The 14,560-nt window shown below is 64.8% G+C and carries 15 protein-coding genes; 10 read left to right on the top strand and 5 right to left on the bottom strand.

Annotation, left to right across the window (positions count from 1 at the left end; all coding sequences use genetic code 11):
• The first annotated feature begins 2 nt into the window (after positions 1-2).
• From LRS08_RS06430 to LRS08_RS06395, 8 genes are read left to right on the top strand one after another with little or no spacing between them, the layout of a single operon-like run.
• Positions 3-719 (top strand): hypothetical protein, encoded by a 717-nt coding sequence (locus tag LRS08_RS06430; RefSeq protein WP_257844449.1) that lies wholly within the window; start codon positions 3-5, stop codon positions 717-719.
• A complete protein-coding gene (locus LRS08_RS06425) occupies positions 712-2,847 on the top strand; it encodes a CoA transferase (protein ID WP_260481465.1) in 2,136 nt (711 codons plus the stop codon). The genes LRS08_RS06430 and LRS08_RS06425 overlap by 8 nt, the downstream gene beginning before the upstream one ends.
• Complete coding sequence (locus LRS08_RS06420) at positions 2,844-3,701, top strand: alpha/beta fold hydrolase (protein ID WP_257844451.1); 858 nt, start codon at positions 2,844-2,846, stop codon at positions 3,699-3,701. Before LRS08_RS06425 ends, LRS08_RS06420 begins: the two co-directional genes overlap by 4 nt.
• A 20-nt stretch (positions 3,702-3,721) precedes the next feature.
• Positions 3,722-5,878, top strand: coding sequence for an acetate--CoA ligase family protein (locus LRS08_RS06415; RefSeq protein ID WP_257844452.1), 2,157 nt, complete (start codon positions 3,722-3,724; stop codon positions 5,876-5,878).
• The gene (locus LRS08_RS06410) at positions 5,878-6,240 is read left to right on the top strand and encodes a Zn-ribbon domain-containing OB-fold protein (protein ID WP_075150270.1); all 363 of its coding nucleotides are present in this window, start codon (positions 5,878-5,880) and stop codon (positions 6,238-6,240) included. Before LRS08_RS06415 ends, LRS08_RS06410 begins: the two co-directional genes overlap by 1 nt.
• Positions 6,237-7,388 (top strand): thiolase, encoded by a 1,152-nt coding sequence (locus LRS08_RS06405; protein ID WP_257844453.1) that lies wholly within the window; start codon positions 6,237-6,239, stop codon positions 7,386-7,388. The genes LRS08_RS06410 and LRS08_RS06405 overlap by 4 nt, the downstream gene beginning before the upstream one ends.
• Positions 7,388-8,227: a MaoC/PaaZ C-terminal domain-containing protein gene (locus LRS08_RS06400; RefSeq protein ID WP_075150268.1), complete on the top strand. Its 840-nt coding sequence runs from the start codon at positions 7,388-7,390 to the stop codon at positions 8,225-8,227. Before LRS08_RS06405 ends, LRS08_RS06400 begins: the two co-directional genes overlap by 1 nt.
• The gene (locus tag LRS08_RS06395; RefSeq protein ID WP_257844454.1) at positions 8,227-8,709 is read left to right on the top strand and encodes a nuclear transport factor 2 family protein; all 483 of its coding nucleotides are present in this window, start codon (positions 8,227-8,229) and stop codon (positions 8,707-8,709) included. Before LRS08_RS06400 ends, LRS08_RS06395 begins: the two co-directional genes overlap by 1 nt.
• Here LRS08_RS06395 and LRS08_RS06390 read toward each other — a convergent pair.
• Together LRS08_RS06390 and LRS08_RS06385 are read right to left on the bottom strand one after the other, a co-directional pair.
• The gene (locus LRS08_RS06390) at positions 8,702-9,187 is read right to left on the bottom strand and encodes a hypothetical protein (RefSeq protein ID WP_260481464.1); all 486 of its coding nucleotides are present in this window, start codon (positions 9,185-9,187) and stop codon (positions 8,702-8,704) included. The genes LRS08_RS06395 and LRS08_RS06390 overlap by 8 nt on opposite strands.
• Before the next feature lie 17 nt (positions 9,188-9,204).
• Positions 9,205-9,969, bottom strand: coding sequence for an SDR family NAD(P)-dependent oxidoreductase (locus tag LRS08_RS06385; RefSeq protein ID WP_260481463.1), 765 nt, complete (start codon positions 9,967-9,969; stop codon positions 9,205-9,207).
• A gap of 93 nt (positions 9,970-10,062) precedes the next feature.
• Between LRS08_RS06385 and LRS08_RS06380 the strand changes: the two genes are divergently transcribed.
• Positions 10,063-10,887 carry an SDR family oxidoreductase gene (locus tag LRS08_RS06380; protein WP_312026683.1) on the top strand — a complete coding sequence of 275 codons (825 nt, stop codon included), beginning with the start codon at positions 10,063-10,065 and terminating at the stop codon, positions 10,885-10,887.
• A gap of 21 nt (positions 10,888-10,908) precedes the next feature.
• Here LRS08_RS06380 and LRS08_RS06375 read toward each other — a convergent pair whose 3' ends face one another.
• Both LRS08_RS06375 and LRS08_RS06370 read right to left on the bottom strand, forming a co-directional pair.
• Positions 10,909-11,913, bottom strand: a complete 1,005-nt coding sequence (locus LRS08_RS06375) for an aromatic ring-hydroxylating dioxygenase subunit alpha (protein WP_257844457.1) — start codon at positions 11,911-11,913, stop codon at positions 10,909-10,911.
• Between the two features lie 25 nt (positions 11,914-11,938).
• The gene (locus LRS08_RS06370; RefSeq protein ID WP_257844458.1) at positions 11,939-12,949 is read right to left on the bottom strand and encodes an aromatic ring-hydroxylating oxygenase subunit alpha; all 1,011 of its coding nucleotides are present in this window, start codon (positions 12,947-12,949) and stop codon (positions 11,939-11,941) included.
• A gap of 83 nt (positions 12,950-13,032) precedes the next feature.
• On the opposite strand from LRS08_RS06370, the gene LRS08_RS06365 reads away from it, so the two are divergent.
• Positions 13,033-13,560 (top strand): MarR family winged helix-turn-helix transcriptional regulator, encoded by a 528-nt coding sequence (locus tag LRS08_RS06365; protein ID WP_257844459.1) that lies wholly within the window; start codon positions 13,033-13,035, stop codon positions 13,558-13,560.
• On the opposite strand, the gene LRS08_RS06360 is transcribed toward LRS08_RS06365, so the two are convergent.
• Positions 13,557-14,546: an NADP-dependent oxidoreductase gene (locus LRS08_RS06360; RefSeq protein WP_257844460.1), complete on the bottom strand. Its 990-nt coding sequence runs from the start codon at positions 14,544-14,546 to the stop codon at positions 13,557-13,559. The genes LRS08_RS06365 and LRS08_RS06360 overlap by 4 nt on opposite strands.
• Positions 14,547-14,560: the final 14 nt, after the last annotated feature.

Raw genomic sequence — 14,560 nt, 5'->3', positions numbered from 1 at the left:
CGGTGGCCGACGCGTTCACCGGCTACCGGCGGCGTGTTCGCGTCGTGCCGGGAGACGGGCGCATCGACGTCGACATGGAGGATGACGCGCATTGCTTTGGCGTGTCGCTGATCCATGATGGCGCACGGATCGAAGCGGTGGAGACGCGGGCGCCGCGCTATCCCTGGTCGACCTGCCCCGCCGCCGGAGGCTTCCTTGCCCAACGGATGGCCGGGGTCGCGCTCGCCGATGCGGCCCTGGTTGAAAATCAGCGCGATCACTGCACGCATCTGTACGACCTGTTCGTTGTCGCCGCGCGACATGCGCTCGATCCTGCGCCGTTCACCTACGACATTCGCGTATCCGATCCGGTCGAGAGCGTGATCGTTGCCGAGATTGATCGCGATGGCGAGACGCTGTTGCACTGGCAGTTCGACGATGTTCGCGAAAACGCGGTCGGCGTACCGGCCGGCGACCGGCGGGCGTTCGATGCCTGGACCCGGGCGCAGCCGGAGAATCTCATCGAAGCCGGGCTGATGCTCCGCCGGGGGGTGATGGTGTCCGGCACCCGCTTTTTCGATTTTCCCGTCGGGGCAGCCGCAAGCGCGATGAGCCAGATGATCGGATCCTGCTTCACCTATGCGCCCGAGCGCGCCGGACAGGCGTTGCGCGCACCCGACACGATTCGCGATTTCTCGAATCATCCAGAAAAAATGCTGAGCGGAGAGCGGGATGACTGACGTGTTGCGCGGTTTCAAGGTGCTCGATCTTGGTGCCGGACAGGCGGTGTCTGCGGCAGGATTGCTATTGGCGCAGAGCGGCGCCACGGTGATCAAGCTCGACCGCGACGATACGCCTCTCAGTCCCGAGCAAGATGCGCTGTGGAACCGCTACAAACAGCGTGAGCCATTCAGCACAGCGCGGCTTGATGCGCTGCTCGGCGAAGTCGATGCAGTGATCCACGACGTGCTGCCCGCCGCTGCGGGCGCGCTCGGCCTTGATAACGCGACACTCTCCATGCGCCATCCGGCACTGATCCATGTCGCGGTCGGCGGCTGGCCTGCCGGCCATCCGAACGAGAACCGCCCGGTCAGCGACGCGCTTGTTTTGGCTGAAGCCGGCCTGCTGGACGAGCAGAAGGCCGTGGCACGCGATGGCCCGGTCTGGCTGCGCTTTCCGCTGGGCAGCGCGCATGCGGGCTATCTTGCGGCGATCGGCGTGCTGGCGCGGCTCTATGCGCGACGGCGCACGGGCAAAGGCGGATCGGTAGCGACCAGTCTGTTGCAGGGCGCGCTGATTCCGACCGCGCTGATCTGGCACCGCGCCGACAGGCCCTCGCCGGCGCTCAAATTCGGATTTCCGAAGGATGCGGGGGCGACACTGTTCGAATGTGGCGATGGTCTGTGGATGCATACCATGGGTCAGCCGATCAAGGCGCCGTCCGTCGCGCGCGCGCTGGCGGCAATGGACCCGGACAGGCGCGCTGCACACAACGCCAGATATGCGAACGCCGTGATCAAATATATCGAGGATCGCGGTGCGATCGAGGCGATCTTCAAGACGCGCCCGCGCAGCGAGTGGCTCGAGGAACTCTGGGCGTCCGATGTGCCGGCCCAACCGGTGCAGAACATGGGCGCACTCTATGAGGACGAGCAGGCGGCGGCGAATTCCTATGTCGTCGATGTCGAAGATACGCGGTTTGGCCGGACCCGCCAGCCCGGGCCGCCGATACAGGTCGCGAGCGGAACGCCGACAGGCGAACCCATGGTCGAAGCGTGCGCGATGGCATCACCGCTGCAGGGCCTGAAGATCGCCGATTTCGGCAACTTCCTGGCAGGGCCGCTGGCTCCGCAACTGCTCGCCGATATGGGCGCGGACGTCGTGAAGGTCGAATCGACGACGGGCGATCCGCTGCGCCATGCCGACTGGGCGTTCAATGGATGCCAGCGCAACAAGCGGGACATCGCAGTCGCGCTCAAGCATCCCGATGCGGGCAAGGTGCTCGAGAAGCTGATCGGATGGGCCGATGTGGTCCACCATAATCAGCGGATGCCTGCCGCGGAAAAGCTGGGCTTTGGATGGGATGCGGTTCGCGCCACCAACCCGCGTGCCGTCTATTGTCACGTCAATTCCTATGGACCGCAGGGGCCGCGCAAGGACTGGCCCGGCTACGACCAGTTGTTTCAGGCTGCCTCCGGATGGGAAGCGGCGAATGCGGGCGAGGGCAATCGTCCGACCTGGTGCCGTTTCGGGATGATGGATCACCTGTGCGCGCTCGCATCGGTCGTGGCGACATTGCTCGCATTGCTCAGGCGCGACGCGACGGGGGAGGGCGAGTTCGTCGCGGCGTCATTGCTCGGCGGCAGTCTCGCGACGATGGAGACCTTTGTCCTCCCCGACGGCACGCTCGCCCCCTTGACCCGACTTGATCGTGACCAGATCGGGATCGGGCCGGCGCAGCGGCTGTTCGAATGCGTGGATGGCTGGGTTGCCGTCGATGCTCCCGGCCGCGATGCCCTGCCCGGCGAGCTGAGCGAAACGGCAATTGCGGCGATGACCAAAGCAGCGGCGGTGTCGGCGCTGACCGCTCGGGGATATCCGGCTGCCGCCGTCGCGCTGGACAACGGCGCTGCCTTTCTCGCCGATCCTGACAATCGCGCAGCGCGTCTCGTCGCCTCGTTCGACCATCCAGCCTATGGCGGCTATGATCAGGTCGGCGTTGCGTGGAGTTTCGGCGATCTCGCGACGCCGCTTCGCCGGCCGCCGCCGTTGCTCGGCGAGCATAGCGCGCAGCTTCTGGAGGAGCTCGGCTTTGATGCCGATGCACGCGCCGCGCTGTTCGCCGCCGAAGCCGTGAAAGCCGCATGACCAGCTGGCTCAGGGGGCTGGGTGGCATAAGGCTGGCGGCGAGCATGTTCGGCCCGGTCGATGGGCCGCCTGTGCTGATGCTGGGCGGATTGGGCCAGACGCGCCATGGCTGGTCGCGCGCGGCGGAACGGCTGAGCGAGCGAGGCTGGCGCGCGATCACGCTCGACCTGCGCGGGCATGGCGAAAGCGATTGGTCACCCGATGGCCATTATGGCTATGCCCGCACGGTCGGCGACTTGCTGGCGGTGATCGACGGACTTGGCCGGCCATGTGTACTCGTCGGCGCCTCGCTCGGCGGCAAGATCTCGCTCGTGGCTGGAGCACAGGCCGGAGCGGAGAGGGTTCGCGCGCTGGTGATCGTCGATACCGTCCCGCGGACCAATCCGGCTGGAGTAGCAGAAGTTACGCAAGTGCTGCGTGCGCCGCCCGAAGGGTTCAGCTCGCCCGACGAAGCCGCGGCGGAACTGGCGCGCATCCGCGGGCAGGAGCCCAGGCCGGACGCGGGCGAACGCATGCAGAGAAACATGCGCATCGACGGGGCTGGGCGCTGGCACTGGCACTGGGATCCGGCCTGGATGGACCGCGAACAGGGAATCGGACTTGCCGCCGCGACCGGCTTTCTCGAAGAAATGTCCGCGCGGCTGACCATGCCGGTCCTGCTGACCCGTGGTGAGCGGAGCCAGGTCGTGAGCGACGAGGGGCTCGCCGCGTTCCGTGCGATCGTTCCCCAGCTTGAAGTCGAGTCGATCGCAGGCGCGGGGCACATGATCGTCGGTGATCGCAACGATGTCTTTGCCGATGCCGCGCTCGCTTTTCTGGACCGGATGTTCGGCCTTCACCCCGTATGTGATTGATTGCTCCGCGCACTTGCCTTGTGCCTCGCATCGACGAAGAGCGAACGGACAATCATAAAGGGCTTTCGATCGACGTGCTTTCGAGCTTCTTCACGCCCGCCAGCATCGCCGTGGTCGGTGCAGCCGACGATCCGTCCAAGCTTCGCGGCAAGCTGCTCAAGCTGGCAAAGGACAGCGCCTATCCGGGCGTGGTGCATGCGGTTCATCCCAGGGGCGGTACGATCCAGGGACAGGCTGCCTATACCAGCCTGAGCGAGATCCCCGGCGGCGCGGAACTGGTGCTGGTCGCGACTCCTGGCGCAACGGTGCCAGGCGTGGTGCGCGAGGCGGTGGCGGCAGGCGCGAAGGCCGCGGTGATTCTGTCCTCGGGCGTCGATATGGCGGATCTGACCGACGCGATCGGCGATAGCGGGCTGCGCTATATGGGACCAAATACCGAGGGGTATTTCGATCTTGCCGGCATTGCCTCCACCTTCGCCGCAGTGGTCGAGGAGGCGCTGTCGCAGAACAGGGCCGCCCCGCGCCCGGGGCGCAAGGTTTCAATCGTGTCGCAATCGGGTGGCCTGGGCTTTTGTCTGTTCGGCCGGGGGCTGTCGGAGAATCTCGACTTCCAGTCCGTCATCACGACGGGCAATGAAGGCGACCTCGAATCCCTCGATTTCGTCGATCACCTGCTCGACCAGGGCGAGAGCGGTGTCATCGTCATGTTCATCGAGGGGCTGAAAAACCCCGCGCGCTTCGCGTCGGTAGCCGCAAAGGCAGCCGACAAGGGCGTGCCCATCGTCGTCATGAAAGTCGGCCGCTCGGAAGCGGGGCAGCGCGCCGCTGTCAGCCACACCGCCCATCTGACCGGCGCGGACACCGCCTATGACGCGGTGTTCGACCGCTACGGCGTGATCCGGGTGTTCGATATGGAAGAGATGCTGGCGGCTGCAGCAGCGCTGGCACGATTCCCGCAGGGCCGTGTGGCCCGTGCGGCGGTGGTCTCGACTTCAGGCGGCGCAGGTGCCTGGGCGGCGGATCTGCTCGGCGCCGCGAGCATCGACGTCCCCGTTCTGTCCTCGCAGCTGCAGGCGAGCCTCCAGGAATTCATTCCCGAATTCGGGTCACCCGCCAATCCGGTCGACGTCACCGCGCAGGCCGTCGAGGCGGGCGGGCGGCCGCTGGTCAAGGTGCTCGAACGCCTGCAGCATAGCGATGAGATCGACGCGATCGTCGTCAATATGGGCCTGCACAAGCCAGGTCGGGTCAAGGCGCTCGCCGACCTGCTCGGGCCGCTCTATTCGGGCGCGACCAAGCCGATCCTGTTCCATTCGCATATTCTGCCGCACCCGGAGAATATGGCGGCACTGGCGGAACTGGGAGGTCAGGGCTTTGCAAGCTTCCGTGGTTGCGCATCCGCCCTTTCGGCGCTCAACAAACATGCGGCCTTTCTGGCTGACTGGAAGGCGCGCGCACCTGTTCTGGCGCCGGCTGCAGCAGCGGTCTGCAACGATATCGCGCCGGGCATATTGAACGAGCTGCAGACCCGCTCGCTGCTGTCGGCCTATAGCATCCCGGTGCCTGCCAACGCGCTGGTTTCCGATCGCGCGGCGGCGCTCGCACAGGCGCGCGCGATGGGCTTCCCGGTCGTGCTGAAAATCCAGTCGCCCGATATCGCCCATAAGACCGAGGCCGGAGGTGTCGCGCTCAACATCGGCGAAAGCGATGTCGAGGCGGCGTTCGACCGGATCATGGCATCGGCGATAGCCTATGCGCCCGATGCCCGAATCGAGGGGGTTCTGGTCCAGAAGATGATGCCCAAGGGGCATGAAATCGTGATCGGCATCACACGCGATCCCGATTTCGGACCGCTGGTGATGTTGGGATCCGGCGGCATCTATCTCGAGGTCCTGAAGGACGTGGTGTTCGCGCCGCCGCCCATTTCGACCGAGGCGGCAAAGACGCTGATCGGGCGTTTGAAGACCGCCCCGATCCTGGAAGGTGTTCGCGGGGAGGCGGCGGGAGATCTCGACGCCCTGGCGGCGCTCATCTCCCGCGTCGCCGACCTCGCGCGCGCCGAAGACAATATCGACCAGCTCGATCTCAATCCCGTATTTGTCTACCCGGCGGGTGAAGGCGTTGTCGCGGTCGACGCGCTCGCCGTCGCCGGCCAGCCCGTCGGCGGAGGCCATTGATGCAGCCCGAAGAACAATATCTCGCGTTTCTCGCCCAAGGGCGCTTCATGCTCCAGCGCGCGAAGGAGAGCGGGACCTATGTCTTCTTTCCGCGCGTCGCTGTGCCGGGAACGGGCGAGACAGACCTCGAATGGGTGGAAGCGTCGGGGGACGGAACCGTCTATTCGACCACGGTGGTTCGCAGCAAACCGCCTGCCGAAGACTATAATGTCGCGCTGATCGACCTGGCCGAGGGGGTACGGATGATGGGCCGCGTCGTCGATATCGACCCGGCAGCCGTGCAAATCGGGCTGAAGGTGAAGGCGAAGGTCGGTGAGATCGACGGCAAGCCCGCAATCCTGTTCACGGAGGCAGGCGCATGAGCTTTCCACGCGGCAGGACAGCGGTGGTGGGCAGCGCCACCTTCGGTATGGGATCGGCACCGGGCTATACGGCGGCCGAACTGCTGGCCAAGGCATCGCTCGGCGCCATCGCCGATGCGGGTCTGAAGCCTTCGGACATTGATGGCGTCTTTGCGATGCTGCCGCAGGACCCGTTCTGCGCGATGTCCGTTCCTGAATATCTGGGCATCCGGCCCAAAATAGTGGAATCGACGCGCACCGGCGGATCGGCGTTCCAGATCCATGCGATGTGGGCAGCGCTCGCGCTCGAGGCGGGCCTGTGCGACGCGGTCCTGATTGCCTATGGCAGCAACCAGCGGTCGGCATCGGGCGGCTTGGTGTCGAGTGGCGCGGCCCCCTTTCCCTACGAGCAGACCTACAAGCCGCGCAATCCGCCGAGCAGCTACGCGCTCGCCGCCGCGCGGCACATGCATGAATATGGCACGACGCGCGAGCATCTGGCCGAGGTTGCGGTAGCCGCACGCAAATGGGCGCAACTGAACCCGGATGCATTCGCGCGCGATTCGCTGACGATCGAAGACGTGCTGGCCGCGCGGATGGTATCCGATCCGCTGACGGTGCGCGATTGCTGCCTCGTTACCGACGGCGCCGCGGCGATCGTGATGACACGCGCCGACCGGGCAAGAGACTTGCCCCAGCCCCCCGTCTATCTGCTGGGCGCGGCGTCGGCGACCTGGTTCAAGAACATCTCCGAAGCAACCGACCTGACCGTGACTGCAGCATCGGAAGCCGGCGCGCGGGCCTATGAACAGGCCGGCGTGAAGCCTTCGGACATTGACATCGTCGAACTCTATGATGCCTTCACGATCAACACGATCCTGTTCCTCGAAGATCTGGGATTTTGTCCGAAGGGGGAGGGCGGACGGTTCGTCGCCGATGGCGGGATCGCGCCGGGAGGCCGGCTGCCGGTCAACACCAATGGCGGCGGCCTGAGCTGTGTCCATCCCGGCATGTACGGTCTGTTCACAATGGTCGAGGCGGTGACCCAATTGCGCGGTCAGGCGGGCACCCGGCAAGTGGCGGACGCGAAGCTCGCGCTGGCGCACGGCAATGGCGGCACGCTTTCCAGCCAGTCGGTCACGATCTTCGGCACAACGGAGACACTCTGATGCCGCTCAACGCCGACTATATCCTTTCGCGCGAATTCGCGCCGGTCGAATCGGTGGTCACCGACCGCGATGTCATGTTCTATGCGCTGTCGATCGGCCTCGGCCGCGATCCGATGGATCCATGGGACTTGCGCTATGTGTTCGAGAAGGACCTGAAGGTCTTTCCGACCATGCCCATCGTCATCGGCCACCCCGGCAACTGGATGACCGATCCCGAAACCGGGATTACCCGAACGATGGTCGTCCATGGCGCGCAGCGGCTGACGACGCTTCGCGACCTGCCGGTTGGCGCGACGGTGATCACCACCAACCGCGTGACCGGCATCTGGGACAAGGGTGACAAGGGCGCGGTCATGGATCTGGTGCGCGAGACCATCGACAAGGCGACCGGAGCGTTGATCGCGCGCAGCGAATCGAGCGTCTTCTGCCGCGCTGATGGCGGCTTTGGCGGACCTCAGGGCGAGTCGCATGTCTTTGAACCGGTGCCCGATCGCGCCGCCGACCGCTCGGTCGAGATGCCGACCGATCCGAACATGGCGTTGATCTATCGCCTCAACAACGATCGCAATCCCCTCCACGCCGAGCCGGCTTTCGCCGCCAAGGCGGGCTTCCCACGCCCGATCCTGCACGGGCTGGCCACCTATGGCGTCGCTGCGGTCGCGGTCGCGAAGACATTCCCCGAACGGGCGATCACCTCGTTCGAAGCGCGCTTCTCCAAGCCGGTGCTGCCGGGCGAGACGATCGCGGTCGATCTGTGGGATGAGGATGGCGCGGTCGCGTTTCGGGCGCGCGTCGGCGACAAGGTCGTGCTCGATCGGGGGCGGGCAATATTGTCGTGATGCTGCTTGAACGCCGGCTGATCGACGAGATCGAGATCCAGCGGCTGGCCGCGGCGTACAGTCATGCGGTGATGCGGCTCGACGGGGCCGCGGCGGCAGCAACCTATGCCGAAGACGGCGTTCTCACCGCCTTCTCCAAGCCCGGCATTGTCGGGCGCGCCGCGATCGCGGAGGCACTGATCCTGACGCTGGAGCCGCTCGCCTTTCTCAATCAGAATTGCGGCGCAGGAATCATCTCGGTCGACGGCGATAGCGCAACCGCAAGCTGGACCGTCACCGAGCTGCTTCAGCGCAAGGGTGAAGACCGTCTATCCTGCTGCTTCGGCAGCTATCAGGACCGGTTGGTGCGCACAGCCGATGGCTGGCGGTTCGCGCACCGGACCTTCGTGCCTTTCTTCCGGGGACGGATCGAGGCGGACGGTCGCTCCTACCCCAATCCGGCTTTCACCGGGCCGGCGGGGCCGCAGAGCGCGCTTAGCTGACCGGGCCAGGCAGCGGGTTTCCCTTCGCTTTCCACGGTTCGCGGTTCTTGAGCGCCGGCACGATGCCCTGCTTCGCGCCATTTTTCTCCAGCAGCGCCAGATAGTCGGCCATGTCCTGTTCCGACCAGAATGCCTCACCACTACCGGCGATCACACCGAGCAATTCGCAGCCGTCCGGCCCGGCGACCCAGGGGCCGAAACGGTCGCCATGCATCAGGAAGATGTGCGTGCCCTTGTGGCATCGCCGGTCGCCGACCGTCACTTCGCCCTCGAGCACGAACACGGTGTGATCGCCCTGGTGCCCATGGGTGAGCGAGATCATCCCCGGCTCCCATCGATTGTAGAATGCGAAGTAACGCGGCATCGATTCGAGGAAGCGTTCATAGATCGAAGCCGTTCGCCCGTCCGCAAACTCGATGCGAACCACCTCCTGCTCGTAAACCTCGTCGATATGTTTGATCCGCGGTGCGCCCAGCATCTTCGCTCTCCCGTCTGTTATCGCATCATCAAGGCCCCGCCATCGACGGGAATGATCTGTCCGGTCATGAAATGCGCGCCGTCTGAAGCCAGGAACGCGACCACCGGCACCAGGTCGCGCCCGATATCGCCGAGCTTGCCGCCGATCGGGATCGCGATCTTGAGGGCGGCATCATGGGCAGCAAGCTGGTCGGTGCTCATGCTGCTTCGGGTCTTGTCGTACATCGGTGTCCAGATGGTGGGCGCGATGGCGTTGACGCGGATATTGTAGCGGCCCCATTCGCTGGCGATTGAGCGCACCCAGGCGACGACGGCCCCCTTGGCGGCGGCATAGGCTGCCTTGCCCGGATAGCCCTTGATCCCAGCCGCCGATGCGAAGTTGATGATCGCGCCGCCCCGATCCTTGAGGTGCGGGAACACCGCCTGATTGATCAGGAAAGTGCCGGTCGCGTTGACGGCGATGGCTTCAAGCCATTGCGCCGGCGGGATCGATTCGGCAGGCGCGCCGGGCGCTATTCCCGCGGCATGGATCAGCACGTCCAGCCCATCCAGCGCAGCGACGGCTTGGTTCGTCGCAGCATCGACCGAGGCCTTGTCCGTCACGTCGACCGCAAGGAATCTCGCGCCCGCTTCTCCGGCGACCCGTGCCCCGGCATCGGCGTTGAGGTCGAGCGACACGACGCGCGCGCCCATCGCAGGCAGGGCGCGGACCAGCCCTTCGCCCATACCGCTCGCTCCGCCCGTCACGATGATCCGGCGGCCCTCCAACATCCTGTCTGCCATCGCGCTCTCCTTGGACCCTCGATAGCACCGACCAACTGTCCAGCGGATCGCGGCTGTGATCGTTAGCTTCAACGCGTTGCGAAATATCCGCGACTGGCGATCCTTTGGGCCACTGGTTCAAGGGAGAGAGGCGATGGATTTCGGTATCCGGGACAAGGTTGCGTTCGTGTCGGGGGGAGCAAGGGCATGGTGCGCGAGGCCGCGCTGATGCTGGCCGACGAAGGAGCGAAGGTGGCGATCGTCGCCCGCACGCAAGGGCCGATCGACGATACGGTCGCTCAGATCCGCAGCCGGGGCGGTACCGCGATGGGTTATTCCGCTGACCTGACGACACGCAGCGGCGTACGCGACGCCGTAGCTGCGGTGCGTGCGCAATTCGGCGATCCCGACATCGCGATCAGCTGCGTCATGGAGAATATCGCCGGCGACTTCGACGATGTGAAGGATGAGGATTTCGAACGCTTCTTCATCGTCTATGCAATGTCGGTGGTCTATCTGGCGCGCGAGGTCATTCCGGCGATGAAGACCAAGGGCTGGGGCCGGTTCGTCGCGGTCGGATCGGGTACCGCGAAGGAACCCGTCGGCAACATCCACCATATGCTCGCGAACACGACGCGGCCCGCTGCCGTCGGTTTCGTCAAGACGCTGTCGGACGAAGTGGCAAAGTACGGCATTACCTGCAACACTGTCGGGCCGGGCTGGATCGGCACCGCCAATATGTACGACTATCTCGAGAAGAAGATGGGCGTGACGCCCGACAAGGTCGGCGAATTCCTGCATGATCTGATTCCGGCGGGTCGTGTCGGCCGGCCGGAAGAGATCGCATCGACCATCGCCTATCTATGCTCCGACCTCGCCGGCTATATCAGCGGCAACTGGATCGGCGTGGACGGCGGCAAGCACAAGTCGCTGTTCTGACGAGGCGAGGCGGTGGCCGGGCTATAGCTCGACCACCGCGCGGGTCGGTGTCGTGCCCTCGGGCGCTTCATAGAATTGTTCGCCCCATTTGCGCAGCGCCATATAGCCGGCAATGTCCTGTTTCGCGAACACCGGGCGCTGAACGAAGACCTGATGCCGCCAGATGCGCGCATCCTCCTCGAACAACTCGATCGTATGGTGCGCGAAATCACGTTTCGCCTGGGGCATCACGTCGGGGGACGCAGGGTCGCGGGGCAGGAAATAGCTGACCCGAAGGTCCGACACGGCATCGTCTACCGGCGTCGCTGTCAGGATCAGGCGATAGGGATTGCGTCCATCGAATGCAGCGAAGGACAACCCCGGCCCCATGTTGAGCGTATGCAGTGTCATTGCCACCTGCTTGGTCTTTGCCGATTTGAATCCCATGCGCGAGCGCCACCGCGTGCCGGGCGTCTCGAACCACAGGAGCTCAGGGTCTTCCGGCGCGCCATGCGTGAAGCGGAAGTGCATCGAATCGGCCGCATTCTCCTGGATGAGTTGCGGGTGGATCGGTTCGGAAGGCTTGTCGACGATCGCTTGCGGATAGCAGGGATAGCAGTCTGCCTCGCTTCCGGGGAGATCGAAATCGGCGAACAGGTCGGGTAGCTCCCAGCCTTCGCGCGGTGGCCCGCCGGCTGGATCGTGCCACATGAAGATCAACCCGTGCCGCTCGATGATGTGGCGGGTGCGTAACCTCGCGCCGGTCGGCTTGTCCTGATAAGGGATCTGGGCGTTCCGGCCGTCTTTGTCCCACATCCAGCCATGATAGGGGCAGACGACGCAGCCATTTTTCACCTTGCCGCCATAGCCGAGATGCGCACCGAGATGCTTGCAGTGCGCATCCATCACAGCAAGGTCGCCAGCTTCGTCGCGAAACGCCACCATGTCCGCGCCGAAATAGCGCATCGGGACCACGCCGCCCGGAGCGATCTGCGCGCTCCAGCCGATCTGGAACCAGCCTGTCGGTTTCATGCTCAGTTTCAGCATCGATCGTCCTTCGGTGTAGCGATTGTCAAAGGGTCTCGACAAAGGGGGTCGGTGAAGTGCCAGACTCGCCTTCGTAGAAGCGTTCGCTCCAGCTGCGCAGCATCGTGTAGCCCCTGATATCCTGCTGGGCGTAGACGGGGCGCTGGACGAAGATCTGATGCCGCCAGATGCGGGCATCCTCTTCGAACAACTCCGCGGCATGAGCGGCGAAGTCGCGCAACCTGAGCGGCATCATATCGGGCGATGCCGGATCGCGGGGCAGGAAGTAGCTGACCCGGAAATGGGCCGTTTCGTCGTCGATCGGCGTCGCGGTGAGGATCAGGCGATAATGGACATTGTCGCCGTCGAAAAAGGTGAATGAGAGGCCGACATTCGGCTTGATGCCCCGGTTGAACAGGGCGAACTTTCCGGTCTTCGGCGACTTGAACGCCATGGTGCTGTGCAGACGATTGCCCTCGATCCGGCAGTCGGTAAGCTGCGGATATTCCGGCGCGCCATGGGTGAACACGAAGTGCACCGAGTCTGCCGTGTTCTCCATCATCAGTTGTGGATGGATATGCTCGCCCGGCCGGTCGACCACCGCTTGCGGATAGCAGGGATAATAGTCAGCCTCGTCCGCGAGGCTTTCCGGAAAATCGGCGAACAGGTCGGGCAACTCCCACCCGTCGCGCGGCCCCTCGCCGCTCGGATCGTGCCAAAGGAAAATCAGCCCATGGCGTTCGATCGTGGTCCATCTGCGCAGCTTCGCGCCCGTCGGCTTGTCCTGATGGGGGATGTCGGCATTGCTGCCGTCTTCGCGCCACGCCCAGCCATGATAGGGACATAGGATGCAATCCCCGCGAACCTTGCCGCCATGGCCGAGATGAGCGCCCAGATGCTTGCAATGCGCGTCCAGCACGCTCAGGCGGCCGGCACCGTTGCGAAAGGCGACGAGGTCTTGCGCGAAATAGCGCAGGGGCACGGCTTGACCTGGTGCGATTTCAGCCGACCATCCGATCTGAAACCAGCCGGTGGGCTTCATGTTGAGTTTGAGCATCGTCGTCTCGATTTAATTCGAAAATCGAAGTATCATGCGCGATGCGCGGTTTCATCTCTGCGTGCCGATCCACCACATATGCGATGGCGGCGGCCGGAGGGATCGGGCAGCGTGACCGGATGAGCGAGGACCTGCCCAAGACTGTCGCGCATTTGCAGGCCCGTCTTCCATCGGGTCCGATCGGGCGATTGCTGGCGTCGATCGGCAATCTGTCGACCTCGTTGGGCGCGATCCATGCCCGCTTCGCCCAGGACCATGGCCTCGGGCCTCGCGGGATCTGGATCATGAGCTGGATTTCGGAAGGTCAGGGCAATCCCGGCGCCATCGCCCGCGCGATGATCCTGCCGCCCAGCGTCATCTCGGGAGACCTCAACCGGCTGGTCGAGCAAGGACTGGTCGTCCGGCAACGGGGCGCAGCGGACGGCCGGCGGCTCGACTATAGCCTGACCGAAACGGGACAGGCATTGCTGGCGAAAGCGCATGCCCGCTATGTCGCGATCCTGCAGGGCAAGTTCGCCGAATATCCGCCCGACCAGATCGATGCGCTGCTGCGTATTCTCTTCGAGATCAGCGGTCATGTCCGGTCGCATCTCGACGCCGCGGACGATTAAAGGCGGATCAGCCGCTTACCGATCCCCGCACCCTGCAGCATGTTGAGATAGGCGGCGGGGGCCTGTTCCAGATGATCGATGATCGTTTCGCGATGCACGATCGTGCCGCTTGCAATGCCGTCCGCCAGTTCGGCGCGAGCAGGTTCGAACAGCTCTGGGTGCTCGGCGGTGATGAACCCGCGCAATGTGAGCGCGCGATAGAGCAATGTCTTGAAATGCCTGAGCGCCAATGGCGCCTCGTCATTATAGTGCGCCGCCAGTCCGCACAGCATGATCCGGCCGCCCTGCACCATGGCGGGCAAGGCCGCATCGAGACTGGGACCGCCGACATTTTCGAACAGGATATCGATGCCCTCAGGCGCCGCCGCGGCGATCCGGCCCGCCAGATCGGGATCGCGATGGTCGAGGCAGGCATCGAACCCCAGCGTTTCGACGACATAGGCGCATTTGTCGGCGCCCCCGGCGGTGCCGACGATGCGCAGTCCGCGCGCCTTTCCAAGCTGGCCGACCACGCTTCCCACCGGGCCGCTGGCGGCCGAGACGAGAAGGGTTTCGCCCGCTGCAGGCTGAGCGAGGTGAAGCCCGACCCATGCGGTCATGCCCGAGCGGCCCAGCACCCCCAGCGCCAGCCGGGGCGGGTGGATCGCCGCGGAAATTACTTCGGCACGAGCGGCGGCAAGGCTTTGCACCGCTTGCCAACGTCCGATGGCCAGCACGGTATCGCCCACGGCATAGCCCGGCGCTCGCGATGAAATGACTTCGCCTATGATCCGGCCATGGATGGTACCGTCCGCCCAATCCGGAACTTCGCCCGCCCAGCTGCGCATCGCCCGCGCGAGATAGGGGTCGAGGGCGATGTATCGCGTATGGATGGTAATCTCATTCTCGTCCGGCGCACGTGGCTCATCCGCGGCGAACACGAAATCGTCCAGCGCCAGCGTTTCGCAGCGCCGACGCATGCGCCAGAAGCCGTTACTGCCCTGCATCGCCACCTCCCGCC

This window comes from Sphingomonas sp. J315 (genome assembly GCF_024666595.1).
Classification (GTDB): domain Bacteria; phylum Pseudomonadota; class Alphaproteobacteria; order Sphingomonadales; family Sphingomonadaceae; genus Sphingomonas.
Note: the sequence above shows the minus strand (reverse complement) of the source record. Positions and strands in the feature narration are given on the sequence as shown.